This is a genomic window from Paenibacillus xylanilyticus (genome assembly GCF_013359935.1).
Classification (GTDB): domain Bacteria; phylum Bacillota; class Bacilli; order Paenibacillales; family Paenibacillaceae; genus Paenibacillus; species Paenibacillus xylanilyticus.
Genome location: NZ_JABMCB010000191.1, coordinates 54,948 through 74,482 on the forward strand (window position 1 = coordinate 54,948; position 19,535 = coordinate 74,482).

General features: G+C 46.6%; 16 protein-coding genes and 1 pseudogene. 6 read left to right on the plus strand and 11 right to left on the minus strand.

The features are described 5' to 3' along the window. Positions 1-35: 35 nt before the first annotated feature. Together HP552_RS19785 and HP552_RS19790 are read right to left on the minus strand one after the other, a co-directional pair. Positions 36-740: a PspA/IM30 family protein gene (locus tag HP552_RS19785; protein WP_175397135.1), complete on the minus strand. Its 705-nt coding sequence runs from the start codon at positions 738-740 to the stop codon at positions 36-38. 230 nt (positions 741-970) lie between these two features. After that, positions 971-1,183 carry a hypothetical protein gene (locus HP552_RS19790; protein WP_175397136.1) on the minus strand — a complete coding sequence of 71 codons (213 nt, stop codon included), beginning with the start codon at positions 1,181-1,183 and terminating at the stop codon, positions 971-973. 236 nt (positions 1,184-1,419) lie between these two features. On the opposite strand from HP552_RS19790, the gene HP552_RS19795 reads away from it, so the two are divergent. The 4 genes from HP552_RS19795 (at position 1,420) to pdxA (ending at position 6,612) form a co-directional block, all read left to right on the plus strand. Continuing rightward, complete coding sequence (locus HP552_RS19795; protein ID WP_175397137.1) at positions 1,420-3,102, plus strand: sigma-54-dependent Fis family transcriptional regulator; 1,683 nt, start codon at positions 1,420-1,422, stop codon at positions 3,100-3,102. Between the two features lie 169 nt (positions 3,103-3,271). Next, positions 3,272-4,258 (plus strand): 2-keto-3-deoxygluconate permease, encoded by a 987-nt coding sequence (locus HP552_RS19800; RefSeq protein WP_175397138.1) that lies wholly within the window; start codon positions 3,272-3,274, stop codon positions 4,256-4,258. Positions 4,259-4,318: 60 nt separating this feature from the next. Beyond that, positions 4,319-5,614 carry a four-carbon acid sugar kinase family protein gene (locus HP552_RS19805; protein WP_175397139.1) on the plus strand — a complete coding sequence of 432 codons (1,296 nt, stop codon included), beginning with the start codon at positions 4,319-4,321 and terminating at the stop codon, positions 5,612-5,614. Next, positions 5,611-6,612 carry a 4-hydroxythreonine-4-phosphate dehydrogenase PdxA gene (pdxA, locus tag HP552_RS19810; RefSeq protein WP_175397140.1) on the plus strand — a complete coding sequence of 334 codons (1,002 nt, stop codon included), beginning with the start codon at positions 5,611-5,613 and terminating at the stop codon, positions 6,610-6,612. Before HP552_RS19805 ends, pdxA begins: the two co-directional genes overlap by 4 nt. A gap of 125 nt (positions 6,613-6,737) precedes the next feature. Here the strand turns inward: pdxA and HP552_RS19815 are convergent. From HP552_RS19815 to HP552_RS19835, 5 genes and pseudogenes are all read right to left on the minus strand, one after another. Beyond that, positions 6,738-7,867: pseudogene (locus HP552_RS19815) on the minus strand (glycoside hydrolase family 88 protein). Between the two features lie 33 nt (positions 7,868-7,900). Further along, positions 7,901-10,234 carry a helix-turn-helix domain-containing protein gene (locus HP552_RS19820; RefSeq protein WP_175397141.1) on the minus strand — a complete coding sequence of 778 codons (2,334 nt, stop codon included), beginning with the start codon at positions 10,232-10,234 and terminating at the stop codon, positions 7,901-7,903. A 45-nt stretch (positions 10,235-10,279) separates the two neighbouring features. Next, positions 10,280-11,164 carry a carbohydrate ABC transporter permease gene (locus HP552_RS19825; protein ID WP_175397142.1) on the minus strand — a complete coding sequence of 295 codons (885 nt, stop codon included), beginning with the start codon at positions 11,162-11,164 and terminating at the stop codon, positions 10,280-10,282. Positions 11,165-11,192: 28 nt separating this feature from the next. Then, positions 11,193-12,119 carry an ABC transporter permease subunit gene (locus HP552_RS19830; RefSeq protein WP_175397143.1) on the minus strand — a complete coding sequence of 309 codons (927 nt, stop codon included), beginning with the start codon at positions 12,117-12,119 and terminating at the stop codon, positions 11,193-11,195. Between the two features lie 70 nt (positions 12,120-12,189). After that, a complete protein-coding gene (locus HP552_RS19835; protein WP_175397155.1) occupies positions 12,190-13,767 on the minus strand; it encodes an extracellular solute-binding protein in 1,578 nt (525 codons plus the stop codon). Between the two features lie 405 nt (positions 13,768-14,172). On the opposite strand from HP552_RS19835, the gene HP552_RS19840 reads away from it, so the two are divergent. Continuing rightward, positions 14,173-15,324, plus strand: a complete 1,152-nt coding sequence (locus HP552_RS19840; RefSeq protein ID WP_175397144.1) for a glycosyltransferase family 2 protein — start codon at positions 14,173-14,175, stop codon at positions 15,322-15,324. A gap of 177 nt (positions 15,325-15,501) precedes the next feature. Here the strand turns inward: HP552_RS19840 and HP552_RS19845 are convergent, their stop codons facing one another. After that, positions 15,502-16,356, minus strand: a complete 855-nt coding sequence (locus tag HP552_RS19845; RefSeq protein ID WP_175397145.1) for an aldo/keto reductase — start codon at positions 16,354-16,356, stop codon at positions 15,502-15,504. A 165-nt stretch (positions 16,357-16,521) separates the two neighbouring features. Then, the gene (locus tag HP552_RS19850) at positions 16,522-17,775 is read right to left on the minus strand and encodes a mechanosensitive ion channel family protein (RefSeq protein ID WP_175397146.1); all 1,254 of its coding nucleotides are present in this window, start codon (positions 17,773-17,775) and stop codon (positions 16,522-16,524) included. A gap of 220 nt (positions 17,776-17,995) precedes the next feature. Here HP552_RS19850 and HP552_RS19855 point away from each other — a divergent pair, with 220 nt between their 5' ends. Continuing rightward, positions 17,996-18,424, plus strand: coding sequence for a stress protein (locus tag HP552_RS19855; protein ID WP_175397147.1), 429 nt, complete (start codon positions 17,996-17,998; stop codon positions 18,422-18,424). A gap of 112 nt (positions 18,425-18,536) precedes the next feature. On the opposite strand, the gene HP552_RS19860 is transcribed toward HP552_RS19855, so the two are convergent. Further along, positions 18,537-19,112 carry an ATPase gene (locus tag HP552_RS19860; protein WP_175397148.1) on the minus strand — a complete coding sequence of 192 codons (576 nt, stop codon included), beginning with the start codon at positions 19,110-19,112 and terminating at the stop codon, positions 18,537-18,539. Beyond that, complete coding sequence (locus HP552_RS19865) at positions 19,105-19,302, minus strand: hypothetical protein (protein ID WP_175397149.1); 198 nt, start codon at positions 19,300-19,302, stop codon at positions 19,105-19,107. The genes HP552_RS19860 and HP552_RS19865 overlap by 8 nt, the downstream gene beginning before the upstream one ends. Between the last annotated feature and the right edge of the window lie 233 nt (positions 19,303-19,535).

Below are 19,535 nucleotides of genomic sequence, written 5' to 3' on the forward strand. Positions count from 1 at the left end.
ACCTCAATGTCTAACGAAATATAATCGTATACATCCTATTTATTCTTCAGCTTCTCCTGGATTGCTGCGAGTTCCTCCTCCGCACTTGGCGTCGCATTTTCATTATTACCCGCATCAGCGTTCATTTCTTTCTCGAGCTGGGCAATAAGTTCATCCAGATCATCCTCCTGCTTCCCTGCCCGGAGTTCAGCAAGTGCTTCCGCTTCATTCAATGCCTGATTGGTCTTGTCTTCCATCGCCTGAAATGCTGCATTCGCACTTCCGGCAGAGGCATTTCGTTCATTAGCAAGCTGCTGGGCTCTCGCATCTGCCATTTTGCCCTTGAGCTCTGTATGCCGAGCTTCCAATTGCCCCATATCCACCACCAATTTCTCGTGCATATGCTTCATCATTTTGGCTTTTGCGGAGGCCCGGTCGTAGGCTGCCTGTAACTCGTTCAATTTCTCCGCTTGCTTCACTTTCTTCTCCAGAAAACTTCGCGCCTTATCTTCATCACCTGACTCTGCCGACTTCTCTGCATACCGCTGCAGCTTCTTGATCTCGGCACTGCATTCCTCCAAAGCCCTCTTCGCCCTGCTCTCCTCTGACAGCACCGCTGCCGTCTCCGCCTTTACCTGACCCAGATCGCTGCTCAGACTCCGCATGTATTCGTTCACGGTCTTCTCCGGATCTTCCGCCCGAGCCAGCAAGCTGTTCATATTGGCCTTCATCACGTCCCTAAACCTCGATAAGATTCCCATATCACGTTCCTCCTCCGAAAAGTTTACATATACCCTATAATACATGAATTCCGGGAACGGGGTTTCATTTCCCTGGATTGGACAGGCATTTCCCATTCAAAAATCCTTTACCTTATCATGACCCTAATCATCTTCCTGCAACAAATATCGAACCAAAAGAAAAACCACCAGACATCGCTGATGGTTTCTCTCACGCTATTTTCATTTTCTGACGCTAGCCGCTATCCGGATCAGGCGGGAAGACTCTCTACTGCAGTAAAGAATACATCCAGCAAATCAACACCAAAGTTTACCTCAACGTACGCTGTGATTACCTTCAGATCCTCTTCCCGCTGATACTCCAGGCATGGACGCCCCTCACTCCACAATACCCTGCACGGAAACTCACTGACAACGCATTGGATAATGTGATCCGGTTCTACCGTTTCACGAATTGCTGCCATCGCATGACGCTCCTTTCTTTCCTTTCCATCGTTGATGCTTATGTATTCATTTTGAAAAAGTGGAATTCTGACTTCCGTGATAATTGTCACACTCTCTTGAATGCAGATCAGTCGTTCGGCCATCTTTTCTCTCTACTTATATTCAAGCTGCCCGGAGCCAAAGATGCCAATCCCACGTAAGTTGGCTATAATAAGGGAACCATCCGAATGAGATTTCTATAAAAGGCAGGAAAATTATGCGTACACGAGTTCATATTATCGCTCCTTACGAATCCATGACTACCATTATACAAGAATGCGTTCCACGATTTCCCCAACTCACCATCCAGTACGAGGTAGGTGACCTGATGAAGGGCGCCGAACTGGCCTCCCAAGCTGAAAAAAACGGGGCGGATATTATCATTAGCCGCGGGGGTACTGCTCAGCTGATCAAGGAAGCTGTCACCATTCCCGTTATTGATGTGCAGCTGTCGGGATATGACATGATTCGATCCCTGACATTGGCAAGCCAGTTTAACGGCAAAACGGCCATCGTAGGCTTTTCCAATATTACATCGGGTGCACAATCGATTATTGATCTGATGGATTTGCCTCTCAAGGTATATACCATACGCAGTTCCGAAGATGTGGCCAGACTGCTGCTGGAGCTAAAAGCGTCCGGATACCGTCAAATTGTCGGGGATGTTATCACCGTAAATACTGCCAGAACCTATGGACTCGAGGGATTGCTGATCCAATCCGGCAAGGAAGCCATTCTGCGAGCGTTGGAAGATGCCCAGTTGGTATATCGGTATTTGAGCAAAAATCGTGCAATATCCGTTATTCTCAACAATTTGGTCACGCAGGAGCATCCGAATTTGCTTATTTTAGATGAACGAAACGAGATTGTATTCGAAAATCTGACGGATTTCGAGCAGAACCCACTGACCGATAATCACATTCATCTAATTAACACCAATCTGGAATTTCATCAGTCCCAAGTCCAGAATATGTTTATGGTTGACGACTACCAGCTGACAGTGACAGCCTATGAAACGACGCTCAATACTAAGGGTTATAAAGTATACACACTCGAAAAGGGACAACCTTACCAGTTTGCACAATTTGGCATAACCGCTTACACCGATATTTCCATAGAACCTATCGTCGCAGAATCACCTGCCATGCAGGTGACGCTGAAGAATATCCGGGCACTATATGAAAATCACGAACCCATTTATCTGCTTGGCCATGCCGATTCAGGCAAATCATTTCTCGTAAAACATATTCATCAAATGTACTCGGGTGGTGGACTATTGCTGCAAATGGATCTGTCCCAGGTACCTGCTGGCCATTTGCATAAAATACCGCTCTCCAAGGTACGCAACGTGGAAATGAATCATATCGATAGCCGCCTAAATGACGAAGAGCTAATCTCATTCATTCAGACCTGTCTCGATAGGCAGATTGGTGTATTCATCCTGGGTGAAGAGCCATTGAATCCGCATTGGAAGCTTGATATCGAGCTCAATACCATCATGATGCCAAGTCTTGCAGACAGGCTAGAGGATTTGGCTCCACTCATCCAGCATTTTCTAAGCGGTTACTATCAGAAGTATGGGACGGCTGCAGTGAAAATAAAAGACGATGCGCTGCAGTTGATCCGAGATCAAGTTCCGCAGATGACAGTCAACCAGCTGAAACATCTTATCAAACAGGCTGCCCTGAATGAGCAGGATTATGTGATCTCGACGGATACGTTATCCCGCTTGCTTAATCAGCATTCTGCTTCGAACACGATGAGGCTGAACGGTACGTTGAAAGAGATTGAGAAGGAAATCATTCAGCACGTCCTGCAGGAGGAAAACAACAATCAATCCAAGGCAGCGGAACGCCTGGGGATTAACCGTGCCACGTTATGGCGTAAACTTAAAGAATAATCTTTAAGTTTACGCTTTTTTTTACGCCTCAATGTGTTGCATATTTAAACACCTAATGAATTATTTTAAATTTACAATAAATTATTGTTGCTAAAATAAACAATATGCGATAACATAAGTCCTGCAAGCGCTTCATGAAAACGATTACTCACATAAAGGAGCTACTACTATGAACATTAAAGCGACATTGGATCGCATTCCTGGCGGTATGATGGTTGTCCCGCTGTTACTTGGTGCAAGTATTAACACATTCTTCCCCAATGCCTTGCGGATTGGTGGTTTTACTGAAGCCCTGTTCGTGAACAGTTCAAGCACACTGATCGCCCTGTTCCTCCTGATTGCCGGGACGCAAATTACGTTCAAGACAGCCGGTTCGTCTGTAGGTAAAGGCGTTACGCTGCTTGTGTTCAAGTGGGCCGTTGGTGCAATATTAGGTTTGATCGCCATTTTCTTCGCAGATTCCAATGGATTATTCCTTGGCCTGGCACCGCTTGCCATTATTGCCGCGATGACGAATTCCAACGGCGGACTGTACATCGCATTGGCTGGACAATACGGCAAAGAAGATGATAAGGCGGCTTATCCATTCCTCGCACTCAGCGACGGACCTTTTCTTACCATGGTTGCACTCTCTATTTTCGGTGCGATGGGCTTCGCCAATGGCATGTTCTCCCCGATGGCTTTTGTAGCCGTACTGCTTCCACTGATCGTCGGTGTTGTTATCGGTAACCTGGATCGCAACCTGGCTGAATGGCTGCACAAAGGCAGCGACAAGCTCGTTCCATTCTTCGCCTTTTCACTGGGTATGGGAATCAACTTCTCGTCCATTATTCAAGGCGGACTAGGCGGCATCATGCTGGGTGTAATTACTGTATTGATCACTGGCGGCGTTGGCTACCTGCTCTTCAAAGCCATTGGCTGGAATCCCATTGTCGGAGCTTCGGAAGGTTCCACAGCCGGTAACGCTGTAGGTACACCTGCTGCCATCGTGGCTGCCAATGCTTCATTTGCCCCAATTGCTGAAATCGCTACCGTACAGATTGCGGCGAGTGTTGTGACAACAGCCATTCTGCTGCCGATTTTCATCGGATTCCTCTCCAAACGGCTGGAGAAATCAGGCGGCGTCGAGAAATACAATCAAAGACCGACCACATAAAGCAGCAACCTTATACGACCGGACATGAATTCATTTTTTTCTCAAGGAGGCGATAACAGCATGAAATTAGCCATTATTGCAGATGATCTGACTGGTGCCAATGACAGCGGGGTTCAGCTTGCCCGTCATGGTTTGAAAACCAGTGTACTATTTAATATGGACGAGAATAACATTCGTCATTACGATGCTGTTGTTTTCGACACGGACAGCCGCTCCATTGCCTCGGATGAAGCTTATCAGCGCGTTAGCAACGCAGCCGAGTTTCTGACGAGAAACGGATTTGATACCATTTTCAAAAAAATGGATTCTACTATGCGTGGTAACATCGGAATTGAGATTGATGCTTTGTACGACGTGATTAAACCGGATTTCATGATGATTGCCCCAGGGTATCCGAAAAATAATCGCACGATTCGAAATGGCACACACTACCTGAACGGCATTGCACTGGCAGACACCGAGATCGCAAACGATCCGAAAACACCGGTGACCGTTTCGTATCTTCCGGAACTACTGAAGCTTCAAACGAAGTATGAAGTAGGCGAGATCAGCGTATCTGATCTGGAAGCAGGCAAGGATCATATTCAGAAGAAGTTAAACCAGTTTAAAGAAAACGGGATCCCATACGTGCTTGTGGATTCGACGGAAGAACTGCATCTGGAGCAAATTTTGCAGATGACCAGCGAGCTGGAGTATACCTTTGCATGGGCAGGTTCAGCGGGTATCGCCAATTATCTTCCCGGACATTACCGTCTGGAGAATAAATCAATCGAACTGACCATACCGGAAAACCCCGGACCCATCCTGACTGTCGTAGGCAGTGTAAACAAAAACTCTCGGGAGCAGCTGAAGCAGCTGCTGCAGCAAACAAGTGTCTCATCTATCCCGTTCCATTCCTTCAAAGCCGTATCCGCTGCAGCAGATCGGACAGAGGAAATGGAGCGTGTATACGAAGAAGTAAAGGCCAAGGCACTGGAAGGCAACGACGTTGTCTTGTACTCCACGGCAGAGCAGGTCGATGTCGAATTGGCACGTGCCACGGGAGAAGCCCGCGGCCTGGATCACACCGAGGTCAGCAACGAAATTGTACGGGCGATGGGCGAGATTTGTGCCAGACTGCTCGAAGAAGGGTATTTCAAAGGTGTATCCATGACAGGCGGAGATACCGCCAAGCAAATTTGCATGAAGTGGAATATTAGCGGCTTCGAGCTGCTCGATGAACTTGAGATCGGTGTTCCGGTATCCAAATTTATTGGAATTGAAGATCTGCACGTCATTACGAAAGCAGGCGGATTCGGTACACCTGACGTCTTTATCCATGCGATTCAAAAATTAAAAGGAGGGATTCCAGTATGAAACCGACAGTTGGAATTACAATGGGCGATGCAGCAGGTATCGGACCCGAGATTATTATGAAAGCATTGGGCCATCAAGAGGTCTACGACAACTGCAACCCGCTCGTTATTGGTGATGCGAAAATATTGGAGCGCGTTCTGCCCGTGATCGGATCAAGCTTGAACGTAAATGCCATTCAAGAGCCTTCCGAAGCCAAGTACGAGTTCGGCACGGTGGATGTTATTGATCTGGATCTGGTTCCTGCCGATCTGGAGTACGGAAAAGTATCTGCCATAGCGGGAGACGCAGCCTTTCAATTCCTGGCCAAAGCCATTGATCTAGCCAAAAAACAGCAGATCCATTCCATCTGCACCGCACCTTTGAACAAGGAAGCCTTGCATCAAGGTGGGCACCTGTATCCGGGACATACCGAAATTCTGGCTGACCTGACCGATACACAGGATTTCTCGATGATGCTGACTACACCTAACCTGCGGGTCATTCACCTTACAACACACATGGGCTTGATCGATGCCATTGCCAGCATCAACCCGGAAAGAACCTACACGGTGGTTAAGCTTGCGCACGATACACTCAAAAAAGCAGGCTTCGATAATCCACGTGTAGCTGTATGCGGCATTAACCCGCACGCAGGCGAGAACGGATTGTTTGGTAATGGAGAAGAAGAAGAGAAGCTGCAGCCAGGTATTGAGCGCGCGCAGCAGGAAGGCATTAATGTGGTTGGTCCTCTCCCTGCGGATACACTGTTCTTCCGTGCAGGCCGCGGTGACTTCGATATCGTTGTGGCTTGCTACCATGATCAGGGACATGCTCCGATCAAGGTTATGGGCATTGAGGAAGGCGTGAACATCACCGTTGGCTTAAAAGGCGGCATCATCCGCACTTCCGTTGACCACGGTACAGCCTTCGATATCGCAGGCAAAAACATTGCCGATGACAAAAGCATGCTGGCAGCCATTCGCTCTGCCATTGAACTTGCTCCAAAAACGCAGATGTAACAGCACGTGTATCCAACTATAGAAGCAAAACAAAGCAGCGACCTTTCCTTGATGGGAAGTGTCGCTGCTTTTGTGTTTCATGTACCCTGCTTGATCATATTTGTTTCATCTTATTGCCTACCGTTCTAATTTCGGTCATACCAATATCCAGGGATGCCTCGCTCCAACCGCATGAGTGCCTCAAGATAAAAATAGTCGCCCCAGATGACGTAGTCATCCGGTGAATCCCCACCTCTTACGGAATAGGAACCGTGCTTGAGCAGCCCTTCCTCCGTATGGGACCCATGAGTGGAGTAATTCTGAACCAGAGATGCCACCGACTTCTGCACCGCATCCAGGAAAAAAGCCCGTTCGGGATCGGATTGATCCAATCTCTCGGCTATCTCCAGAATTCCGCACGCAGCGATAGCGGATGCAGAGCTGTCCCGTTTCGTTTCGGAGGTTTGGGGTGCATCGAAATCCCAATACGCCACATGATCCTCAGGCACATGAGCAATAAAATAACGGGCGAGACGCTTCGCTGTTTCGAACATCTCTGCACTTTGCAGATAACGACTGCATAATGCAAAGCCGTATATCCCCCATGCCTGTCCACGAGTCCATGTGGAGCCGTCATTATACCCCTGATGTGTTCCGCCGCGGATAGCTTCACCAGTACCCTGATCAAAATAAAAGGTATGATAACTGGAATCATCTCCCCGGACCAGAAAACGACGGCTTTTCTCGGCATGGAGCTTCGCCACGCGGTGATACTCTTCGTTATTCGTCTGTTCATACGCCCAGAACAATAGCGGCAGATTGAGCAGGCAATCAATAATGATTCGCCCTCCGTTGTTCACATCGCCTTTACGTCCCCAAGCCTGGATCAGTCCGGCTTCCTCCCGCCAGCGTTTCATCAGCATATCTGCCGCTTCCAGCGTAAGTTCCCGTGCTGAGTCATCGTGTTCCACAATCCACTGCGCCTTGGAGGATAACGAATAGAGAAAACCAATATCATGGTGGTCAAAGATGCTTTTCCGCTCCATGCGCGTCCGAAAGTTAGCGACGGTATCTACAGCTGCCTCACGATACAGCGGATCCTGGGTATATTCCGTGCATAACCAGAGCATGCCTGCCAGAAGCCTGCCGTCCACTCCGTGTTGTCGTTCAGCATATAATGCTCATCGCCGTTACTTACATGGGGAAATCGTCCCCCGAATCGGTCAATATTGTGCCGGGTGACTTGGAGTGCATCTTCAATCGCCTTTTTCCACATGAAACCAATTCCTCCTCTATGGATCTATTGTTTTCAAACCTCATGCTGGATGAGCCTGCTGTTTTGCTTGTATTGGCCGGGCGTGATACCCTCATATTTTTTGAAGACACGAATGAACGAATTGCTGTTCAGGAAGCCTACACGCTCGGATACGTCCTGAATTGTCAGTTCCTCGGCCTGTAATATTTTCTTGGATTGTTCAATGCGGTATTGGTTGATGTAATCGATCACGTTGACTCCGGTCTGTTCCTTGAAGTACTTGGAGACATAGGTTGGATGAAAACGAAAGCGCTCCGACAAATGGGTCAGACCCAGATTGACATCTGCATAGTTTTCCACAATGAATTCAATCAGCTGGTCCTTCAGCTCTGCATTGCGGGAGCGCTTGCGTTCATGCACCATCTGACAGATGCTCTCCAGAATCCGCAGTAACTCGGCTTCCATCTCCTCAAAAGTCTCACATGCACACAGCTGCCGGATCAGATCATTACGATGGGTCAGCTCGTTCTGGTCATCTGTCTTGATCTGTTCGGTGGCCTTCAAAAAGGTACCGATTAACTCAAACATGAGACAGCGTGCCAGTTCAACAGACAAGGGCTCTCCCGTAAAATTGGTCATGAGAATTTCGTTCATCACTTCGGTTGAGCGGGCATAATTGCCTGTCGCAATATAATTAATGAGCTGTCTTTCCAGATCGAGAGGGTAGTACAGTTCCTCTTTTGGCCTGCGAATCCGGTTCTGGTCAATAATTTGCCCGATCCCCAGAATCAGTCGATATTCCAGTGCCTCTTCCGATTCACGAAAACCGTCTGCGATCTCTGCTACCCCTTGATGAACATCGCTTACCCCAACAGAAAAGTACACACAAAACCGTGACCCGATAAAACGCTGGGCTTCCTCGACTGCACGGACTAGCTGGGACCCGGCATTTTCCCCATACTCCCGAATGTTGACGAGAAATGCGATCCTTCCGTCAATGTCTGCCGAATATACATGGCCCACGGAACCCATCATTTCCTCCAGCACATTGGTCAGGATCAGGTGCACAAATTGATATTTTTCCTCCTGATCCTGCTCCCGTACTTTTGTACGGAACAATCCTTCAACGTTCTCAATATGCAAGAGCAAGACGGCAAACGAATTGGATTCGAACCGAATACTCAGCCGTTCCAACGTTGAAGCAAACTCTTCGCCTGTCTGAACCCTTCCCTTCATCAGCTTGGAAAATAGACTGTTCCGTACCACGTTTTGTTGATCCTTGAGCCTGCTTGCGAATTGATCCTGCTCTTCCCAGGCACGAACCAGTACCGATTGCAGGATGCCATATTCATCGTCTGGCTGCTCCAGCTTCCATTTGACCTTGTCGGAGATAATGTTCATGATCCGTCCAAGCGGACGGTAATTTCTCCGTGTAAACCACCAGGCTGCCACACCGCCAATCATAAGCCCAGCCGCAACCCCGCCAATCGTAATATTGCGGATGACCGTTAGCTTCTTGGCATAGATCCGGGTAGGTATGATGGATACATACTTCCAGTCCTGGACCTTGGAAGAGATCTGGGACATGGTGACAGATTCACCGTTCCAGTCGATCGTCTCTGTTTTCCCTCCTGTATCCTGCTGGAGATTCAGATCTCCGCCTGCTTTGTAAGGGGTTTCAAATGATCCTGTAGAAAACAAAGTATTACCTTCACGATCCAGGATGAATACCGTGCTTTCTTTTTCCAAACGCACATTATCAATCGCTTGCTGGAACCGATTCGGGTCCAGATTGACCACGAAGGTAGCGGGGCTGTCGGCAGCGCTCTGGATGGGAAACGGCTGCAGGTAGACAAGCGTCTCTTCAATACGCCGGTCTTCACTCCGAACCGCCATTTTCCGGAACATGCTCTTACCGGTATCATGCATCAGTCCAGTCCACGCTTCCTCAGTTACATCGGTGCCTTTATAGAACATGTCATACAGATATGTTTTCTGAATAAGTGAAGAAGATGACAGGGCAACATCGGAGTTTTTGATATAGATATATAATTCACTAATTAGGCCGTTTCCGACGCGTGTGGATTTGAGGTTTTTGATAAGCTCCAGTCCCATCAACCTCCACCGGGCATCCTGTTCTGACGCATGGTTAATGAAGCTCGTCAGCTGGGAATCGGCCATCAATTGATTGCTAATGCTGCCAATATCGCCAATCTGATTATCGATCGTCTCCTGCACCTGGGATAACAGCACCATGTTGGAACGATTAACCTCTTCCTCAAGTAAGATGCGGGACTCGGCAAAGACAGCTGCACCGATCACAATCGGGATGAGCAGAATGACCATGTAAGAAATGCTCCAGGACAGCAGGATGCTTTTCTTCTTCATGAGTCTCCTCCTCACATTCCTGGTTTGGCATGGCCTACGACTGATTTATTCCTTGATTGCTCCGATCATAACACCTTTGACAAAGTATTTCTGCAGAAATGGATAGATAAACAAAATAGGGAGTGTGGCCACCATGACGGTTGCATATTTTACACTTTCCCCGATCGCCTCTTTGTCCACGGCTGAAGCTCCTGTCGTCATGGAGTCCGTACTGTTCTGGATCAGAATTTCGCGCAGGACCAGCTGAAGCGGAAACAGATTTCGATCCCGAATGTACAGGATAGCACTGAACCATGAATTCCAGTGGCTGACCCCATAAAAGAGAATCATCACTGCAATAACCGGCATGGACAATGGCACCACAATCCGCCAGAGAATCAGCATCTCTCCTGCCCCGTCCATCCGGGCTGACTCCAGCAGACTTTCCGAGATTTCCTGAAACGATGTACGCATAATAATCAGATTATAGCTGCTGATCAAACCGGGTACAATCAGGGCCCACAGGCTGTTCCCCATATGAAGCGTATTGTTGATCAACAGGTAGGACGGTATGATTCCGCCGTTGAAAAACATCGTAAATACGATCGCCAGCATAATCGGATTGCGGAGCATAAAGCTTTTGCGAGACAAGGTATATGCCCCCAGAATGGTAAACAGCAGATTCAGCGCAGTACCCACAACAACAATGAATATCGTGTTTCGGTACCCGGACAGAATGTTCGGATTGCTGAGAACGAGCTTGTAACTCTCGAGTGTCAGACCCTTGGGAAAGAGCAGCAGTCCTCTGTGGGCCATGAGCTGACCGGAATCGCTGAACGATGCATTCAGCACATGCAGCAGCGGATACAAGGTTACAACAATCAGGCCAGTCATCAGGATGGCGTTGGCACCACCAAACAGCCGCTCACCGATTGATCGTTTTATTTTCATTGAATTCCCTCCCCCACCTCATTCCTGACTAGAATAGCTTGGTATTGGATATCGCTTTGGACAGGCGGTTGGCACCGATTAGCAGCGTAAAGTTAATGACGGATTGGAACAAACCTACCGCAGTCGTATAGCTGAACTCAGCACTTTCACTAATCCCTTTGCGATAGACAAACGTGGAGATGACATCGGCCGTATCATACACATTCGGATTATAGAGCAAAATAATTTTCTCAAAGCCGATCTCCATCAGTCCGCCAATACGGAGAATAAGAAGAATCAAAATCATTGGAATGATGCCGGGCAGCGTAATATGCCAGACCTGACGAAGGCGGCTCGCCCCATCCACATTCGCTGCGTCATAGAGCTCGGGATTGATTCCGCTAAGAGCAGCCAAATATATGATGCTGGAAAAGCCGAGTTCCTGCCATATGGATGAAGCCGTATAAATGGTACGGAAATTGGCCGGATCGCTGAGAAGTGCACTGCTCTGACCGCCAAAATAACCAATAATGGTGTTAAACAGCCCATCGCGGGACGAGAAATCCACAATCATGCCGCAGATGACAACGATCGAGATAAAATGCGGAATGTACGAGACGGTTTGCACCGTGCGCTTGAATATTTCATTTCGGATCTCATTTAGAAGCAGTGCAAGCAGAATCGGTGCAGGAAAGCCAAATAACAGTTGATAAAAGCTCAACACAAGGGTGTTTTTCAGAATTCGCCAGAAATAATAACTCTGAAAGAAATCCCGGAAGTGCTGCAGCCCTACCCAGTCACTGCCCCATATTCCTTTGCCTACTGAGTAATCCTTGAACGCAATGATCGCTCCGTACATGGGCAGATATTTGAAGATGAGAAAATATAAAACGACGGGAAGAGCCATCCAATAGATCGCTTTATTCTTTTTGTAATTGAGCCATAACAAGGAAAGCTTGTGCGACACCTTCTCCATCCCCTTCCTTTTTCATTCAAAGAGGGCAGCCGTGAGGTTGAAGTGATTCAACCCCACGATCGTCTCTTCCTTATCTGGCGTTATAGCGGTCCAGTGCGTCCTGCTGGATTTCAAGGGCTCGTGTAACGTTGAACTTGTTGATCTGCTCGACAAACTTGTCAAAGTTCTCAATCGGCTCGACCCCAATGACAAACTTGACGAACATTTCGTCCCGATACGTTCCAATATCGCTCATGATTTTGCTGTATTCCGTGGATTCTTCTGTTGTCAGGCTGGTAGGAGGAAGTCCTACCTTCAGTGTATTCTCGCTGTATTTGGAAAACAGGACCGCAGCATCCTTCTGCTGCTGGAGCTGATAATACTGCTCATTGTACCGGTCGTCATCTTCACCCACGAAGGGGTAGTTGGCAATAAAATGTTTGGCCATCGCTTGGGCAACTGACAATCCATCCGGATTTTTTAAAATCTCATCGGTATAGGTCGGATAACCGTCCTTCATCGTATAGGTGAGGCCCTCCACACCGAAATTTTTCAGCATATGTCCTTCTTCACTGAAGAAATAATCGAGTGCTTTGACCGTTTCCTCCGGATGTTTGTTGCTATTGGTGATTACGACGCCGCTGCTGCTCCACTCCCAGGAACGTCCCGTAAACATTGGCTCATCACCCTTGTTCCGCACCGGATATTGGACGGCTGTCAGATTGGCATTCGGATCAGTTTCCTGCAGAGCGGGCAGGTAGCGGCCTACACCTCCACCGATGAAGGTGAAAAAGGCACCCGCCTGACCACTCAACACTTTGGCGTCAAATGTCTTCTGATCGTTGGTGGCAAAGTCAGGATCGATCAGTCCCTCCTGGTACCAGCGATGAAACATCGTCAGAAATTCCTTGTATTCGGGCTCGATTGGCCCATAGACTACCTTGCCATCCTTCAAGAACGTGTTGTTAGTTATACCGTAAGCCTCCAAATAGGTAGGCGCTGCAGGTCCCATCGTTGTCATTTTAGGTGGTGCACCGAACAACAGCGGCGCGGACACGCCTTTTTTCTCTTTGAACGCTTTAAGTACGGTTTCCCATTCCTCCAGCGTTTCCGGTTTCTCCAGCTTCAGCTCATCGAGCCAATCCTGACGGATGAATGTACCGCCGAAGGTTTTGTATTCCCCCAGACGCAGATGCGGAATGGCATAGATATCTCCATTGTCCGCTTTCAACTGTTTGGCGACCTCGGGGTTCTCCTCAAGGATCTTTTTCAAATTGGGAGCGTATTCATCAATGAGTTCGTTAAGCCGGATGATGATGCCATCATTGAACAGCTTGGCGTAATCTCCATTTACAAACATCGCATCAGGCAGCTGATTCGAGGCAATCATGACATTGAACTGTTCGGTCTCGGTACCCACCGCAGGATGCTGGAATTCGATCTTGGTGTTGGTCTTCTTCTCCCATTCCTTAATCGCCGTGATTTCATTCATGCTCTTGAGCGTAATGGAAGCATTCGTGTTCATCGACATCCAGATTGAAATTGGTGTAGGACCGTCTCCTTCCGCCTCACTCGCCTTTCCACTTTCTCCTGAGCAGCCTGCAAGAGCAGTCAATCCCATCATCAGGCAGATTCCAATTGTCAGCCGTTTTCTCCATGACCGTTTCATCACTTCACGTCCCCCCATGTGTTCGTGTAAGATGCCGGACCCCTTTGTGCTGAGCCCTCTTCATAAAGTTACTGCCTGGCTGCCATTATGGCTATCCTCCATTCTTGCTGAGATATCCAAAATTTGATATTTCCTTATCCGGCGCAGGATTTGCACATGCAGGCAAAAGATCGAGATCATATTCCCGGGATAACAGCGAACGAAAAAAGTACCCGGCATCCCTTCCTGTAGACCGTCTGGTAAATCATTTAAAAGGAAGAATGCGATCGACCAAGCCTGTTTCCAAAACCTTAGGGTGTTTGACCAGTCACCCCCAACCATATGGAATAAACTAATATCACTTCTTTCTTGAACGTGTTCGGTTTTCCATAAGGAGCATCAACAAACCTAAGGGAGGAATATAGCATGGCGATCCGCTACAGTATCATTATCCCAACGTATAATCGGGCCCATCAGTTATCACTTACACTGGCCGCTTTTGAAGCGCAGACCTACCCGAAGCATCTATTTGAGGTCATCGTTGCTGATGACGGTTCCACGGATGGATCGAAAGAGCAGGTAGAGGCCTTTCAAGCTTCATATCCATTGATCTATGTATCCCAAACAGAACAACGCGGCAGATCTGCTATTCGGAATTTGGGGCTGAAGCATGCCAAGGGGTTATACGTCATCTTCTGTGATGCTGACTTTCTTGCACTACCCGAATTCATCCGAACCGTACGGCAGTATCATCGTAAAAACCCCAGAGCCGTGGTTTCGGGCTTTCCCCATTCCTTCGATGGTTCTTATACCCACTACTATCCGGATTTTTCTCCAGAGGAGAAAGAACATTGCCATGCAGTCCTCGCAGCATCAAACTCATGGCGTCCAGAATTGGAAGCCGCAAATGAAATTGTCCCACTGGTCACACCAGCAGATATTATTCATCATACTGATACGCTGTCCAAAGTCATTTTTCCATCCAAAATGCCGCCAGGTGTGATCAAGCAATTTGCCAGAACAGATGTAGCTCCCTGGATGATATTTGTTACTCGGTGTGTAGCCGTTAGGCGTAGTCTGTTAAATCGGGTTGGGGGGTTCAACGAAAGGTATGTACTTTATGGGCTAGAAGACTGGGATTTGGGCTACAGGTTGCACCGTTTGAAAGTTCCCTTCTATTGCATGAAAGAGGTCGTGGGCTATCATCAGGAACACCCAACCCACTTCCGGGGAGATGTGCTCAATACGGAAAATCTGAGAATCATGTTGGACACCTATGGCTTCAATGATTCTGCACTCAATTTATTTTGCGTTGTACCTCCGTCCGCTGACCTCGAAACCTACAAAAATACACTACGGATCCTGCGCAAAGGGTTCCGGTCCAGAACGACACGTTCTTCCGCACGATTGTTAAAAAGGACACTACGAATTGCAGCCAAACAGTTCTTACTCCAATCTGATGCAGAGGCATACAAAAAATCATTAGCTAAAATACAGCGAAGAGCAGTAGGCAGGAAAAGCAGAGTGGCTCGTGTTTTACGTGATATGGTGCAAAGGTCTGAAAAATTGGTGGAGTAGGTTAGGACTCACGTTAGAAACTGATAAAATACAGATGGGTTGAAATTCAATTCTTCTTTTCAAATATAAAAACACAACAAAAAGCCTCCTATCTGCATCTCTGCAGAATAGGAGGCAATATTCCTACATACACGTTCCCTTCACCTTACAGGTAGAGGCGCGTCTTCATAAAACCTTTTAAAACTCTTCGTATTCGCTCGGGTCCTGTCCCCATAACCGTCCATCTTGACGATTGAACGACGAGATCACTTCCATCTCCTGCTGGCTCAGCTCAAAATCGAAGATATCGATATTTTCCTTCTGGTGTTGAAGGGAGCCTGCTTTCGGAATTGGAATGGAACCCAGCTGGGTATGCCAGCGCAAAATGACCTGTGTTCCCGTTTTGCCATGAGCTTCTGCTATGCGGAGGATCTTCTCATCCTTCACCACATCCTGCACGGCGTCATTACCGCGGCCAATAGGACTCCAGGATTCATTGACAATACCATGCTCCGAATCCTTCTTCCGCTGCTCTGCTTGGTCAAAAAACGGATGCAGCTCGATCTGATTCAGACTTGGGGCTACCCCAGTCTCCTTAATCAGACGCTCATTATGTTCAGGCAGGAAGTTGCTAACTCCGATGGAGCGAATATATCCACGTTTCTTCGCCTCAATGAGTGCCTGCCAGGCTTCTACATATTTATCCTGCTTCGGATTAGGCCAGTGAATCAGGTATAGGTCATAATAATCGAGATCTGCTCTGTATAGGGACTCCTCAATTGCTACGAGAGCCTTCTTATAATCGTGGTAACGCCCCGGCAGCTTGGAGGAAATCAGCAGCTCTTCTCTGGAAACCGAACTCTGCTTGATTGCCTTTCCGACAGTTGCCTCATTCTCATAGTTATAGGCGGTATCAATCAAACGGTAACCTGTATCCAGAGCGGATACTATGGATTTAACGCCTTCTGCTCCTTTTAAGCTATAGGTACCAAACCCAATGGCAGGTACTTTCAAGCCATCATTCAACGTATATTCCGGAATTTGATGATTCATCTGGAGACTCTCCTTTACGAAAGGTATACGAAACGATATGGAAAAAGATATATGGCCCTCTCGTTTATTCTACCCCTCTATACACGCTTGAATCAAATGGATGTCCGAAAGTGCAGAGCTACGCAAAGCATGATAATACTTCGATATATACTTTTAAAACATATCTTAATATCCCCGCGAAAATTGCGGACTCTCTTTGAGTTGAACGATATCATGGCCCGTTGGATTTTGGAAAGCACGAAGGCCAAATGTCGGGGCCACGGCAAAGATGTGATCAAAGATATCTGCTTGAACCGATTCATACACTGCCCAGGTGATGTCGTTGCTGAAGGCATAGATTTCAAGTGGCAGTCCGTTATCTCCGGGCGCTAACTGTCTCACAATCAGCGTCATATCCTTATGGATTTTTGGATGATTCCTCAGATATTGATGGATGTATTCCCGGAATACCCCGACATTGGTCAGTTGTCTGCCGTTCACTTTGCTTGCTGTATTAATCTGGTGCTCCATGTTGTACTCATTAATTTCACTTAGTTTTGTATCAATATAATCCGTAAGGTAGTGGATCTTCTGGAACTCCTTAATCATTTCTTCGGTACAAAAGGTAATGCTGCTCGTGTCGATATAGACGCTTCGCTTAATCCTTCTGCCCCCGGATACCTGCATGCCTCTCCAGTTCCTGAACGAATCCGAGATGAGGGCATAGCTTGGAATCATCGTGATCGTTTTATCAAAATTCATTACCTTTACCGTATTTAGTGTAATGTCGATCACGTCGCCGTCTGCATTATATTTCGGCATCTCAATCCAGTCGCCTACACGCACCATATCATTTGAGGATAATTGGACGCCTGCGACCAAGCCCAGGATGGAGTCCTTGAAGACCAGCATCAGCACCGCTGATAACGCACCAAGTCCACTGAGAATGATTAATGGATTCTGACCGATGAGGCTCGAGATGACGATAATGCCACCGATGATGAATAGAATAATCTTCGCTACCTGGATGTATCCCTTGATCGGCCTGATCTTGGATACTTCATAGGAACGATATACATCATCAAACACATTGAGCAGCGCATTGAATACAGTGATCGTTACCACAATCATGTAGGTCATTGCAGCCTTCTCAATCAAGGCCTGATAGGATGGAAAGATATAAGCAGAATAATAGATAATAATGGCCGGTACGAGGTGCGACAGCTTGTGAAATAATTTTTTCTCCACAATGATGTGGCCCCATTTGTACCGATTGTTATTGACGATATGATGAATCGTCTTCAGCACGACCTTTTTGGCTATATAATTCGCCAGAATGGAGACCACCGCTATAAAAATAACCATGATCAAGTTTGAAAGAATGCCAATGGTTTGTTCACTCATGCCTGTTCCGTCTAGTTGATTTTTGATAAAATCCATTGTTTCCTCCTAACGCAGTCTAGTCTAGCTTCTCATTATAAATGACTCTCTGGTACGAAGCAAAATTCAAGATAAGAGATACTATGTAAAAGGTATGCTAGTTTGTTGGAGTTAAGTATTCAGAGTAGATATGGAGACCAAGCACATTTATAAATAGAAATACCCAATTATGTTAAACTATACTTATTTATATTTTCTAGCAGGGAGGATGATGATTGACTTGAGAAAATATATTGGTTTGGTTTTCTTATTGGGCCTAATTCTAAGCATAACTGCTGCCTGCTCTTCGAGTGAGAGTCCGCCTGCGATTACTCTTGATCATATTGCTACTAAGTTTCAAGAAGCTGGACTTGAGATTGAAACTCCAACGGGGTCTATCCGTGAAGAACACGGATTGGCTAACTTAGGCTTTAAAGATGTGCGGCACATTTTGGTGCCAGCTTTGGGTGAAGGTGAGGGTGGGTATCTATTCTTATTTGAGGATAAAACGGATCTTGAAATACTGAAGGATTTTTACGAGGAACCCGGAAAATCAACGCTAATGCCTAATTCACATGCCTATGCTCAAGATAATATCCTTTTGCAGATGAGTGATCAAATGAGTCAAACGGAGTTTGATCGATATGTAAAGGTTATCAAGGATTTATGAGGAATTAGATGGCTCATCAATAGTCAGATCATCAGCTTACGCTTCATATAAACCGAAAAGCCACCAACCAGAATTTCTGGCTGATGGCTCTCTTGTTGTTTCACTCTAACTTTCATTTGTACCTAACAAGAACAGGCTTACACCAAACAGGTATTGAGTCAATGCAATAGACCAATTTATCCTGAGTGATTTCTGCAATAATTAGAGGCTCATATGTATTATCAATGATGATGACCTGGTTTGCGATGGCCAGAGCGGGTGTAAGATTCTGTAATGACTGACCGTATCGATAACGAATGTCTTCTTCTGCAATCCAATGTCCACCTTGTTCAACGCGAGAGGCAACACGATCTATATGCATTTGAACGTCCTCGAGGCCGATATAGTAAACAACAATTTCATAATTGTTTTCTTTTGCAATTTGCATGTGTTTCAAAACAAACGATCCAGACAATGTCGTTTCAATAGCGAAGTTTGTACCACTTTTAATGAGAGATCGGATTCTTTTTACAGCTTCCCTGCCAGCAGACAGGTCAGCACTACGCGGATTCTCTGGCTTCAACTCTCTTGCAATTTGATCTGGATCAACCAGTTCACCAAGCCACTCTCTCATTTGCATGCTAAGTGTACTTTTCCCTGCTCCGTTGGTTCCAGCGAACACAGTCATAACTGGTTTGCTTTCACTCATGATACTCGAATTCCTGACGTTTACCAGCAGAATCAAAAGTAATTTCAAATTTATTACCTTCAGCATCTTCACGAACACGTTTATTATTTTTTATATAATAAATAGAAGCACCCGATTCTTTGGCTTGCTTCCGTGCATGTTGATTCGCTTTTTTTAAAATTTCTTGGAGCTGTTCTCGATTATTAAACATCTTGAGTCCCCCAATCTAAATTTATCAACATTATATCACAAATAAAAAACCACCAACCAGAACAACTGGTTGATGGCTTTTACTCGCTCTAATGGAGGCGAGGGGCATCGACCCCCATTTGGTACTTAATATTTTTGTATAATAAAAAAGTAAAAAGGACCGATCATTTGATCGGTCTCTTCCTATTATATATGTGTACGTTCACAGGCCAGAAAGCCAGGTATTATTTTAAA

Excerpts from the sequence above, each read along its gene's own strand:
- HP552_RS19825 (WP_175397142.1), bottom strand. The coding sequence starts at position 11,164 with ATGAAAATAAAACGATCAATCGGTGAGCGGCTGTTTGGTGGTGCCAAC.
- HP552_RS19785 (WP_175397135.1), bottom strand. The coding sequence starts at position 740 with ATGGGAATCTTATCGAGGTTTAGGGACGTGATGAAGGCCAATATGAAC.
- HP552_RS19840 (WP_175397144.1), top strand. The coding sequence starts at position 14,173 with ATGGCGATCCGCTACAGTATCATTATCCCAACGTATAATCGGGCCCAT.
- HP552_RS19790 (WP_175397136.1), bottom strand. The coding sequence starts at position 1,183 with ATGGCAGCAATTCGTGAAACGGTAGAACCGGATCACATTATCCAATGC.
- HP552_RS19850 (WP_175397146.1), bottom strand. The coding sequence starts at position 17,775 with ATGGATTTTATCAAAAATCAACTAGACGGAACAGGCATGAGTGAACAA.
- HP552_RS19820 (WP_175397141.1), bottom strand. The coding sequence starts at position 10,234 with ATGAAGAAGAAAAGCATCCTGCTGTCCTGGAGCATTTCTTACATGGTC.
- HP552_RS19860 (WP_175397148.1), bottom strand. The coding sequence starts at position 19,112 with ATGAGTGAAAGCAAACCAGTTATGACTGTGTTCGCTGGAACCAACGGA.
- HP552_RS19835 (WP_175397155.1), bottom strand. The coding sequence starts at position 13,767 with ATGAAACGGTCATGGAGAAAACGGCTGACAATTGGAATCTGCCTGATG.
- HP552_RS19830 (WP_175397143.1), bottom strand. The coding sequence starts at position 12,119 with ATGGAGAAGGTGTCGCACAAGCTTTCCTTGTTATGGCTCAATTACAAA.
- HP552_RS19845 (WP_175397145.1), bottom strand. The coding sequence starts at position 16,356 with ATGAATCATCAAATTCCGGAATATACGTTGAATGATGGCTTGAAAGTA.
- HP552_RS19795 (WP_175397137.1), top strand. The coding sequence starts at position 1,420 with ATGCGTACACGAGTTCATATTATCGCTCCTTACGAATCCATGACTACC.
- HP552_RS19800 (WP_175397138.1), top strand. The coding sequence starts at position 3,272 with ATGAACATTAAAGCGACATTGGATCGCATTCCTGGCGGTATGATGGTT.
- pdxA (WP_175397140.1), top strand. The coding sequence starts at position 5,611 with ATGAAACCGACAGTTGGAATTACAATGGGCGATGCAGCAGGTATCGGA.
- HP552_RS19865 (WP_175397149.1), bottom strand. The coding sequence starts at position 19,302 with ATGTTTAATAATCGAGAACAGCTCCAAGAAATTTTAAAAAAAGCGAAT.
- HP552_RS19805 (WP_175397139.1), top strand. The coding sequence starts at position 4,319 with ATGAAATTAGCCATTATTGCAGATGATCTGACTGGTGCCAATGACAGC.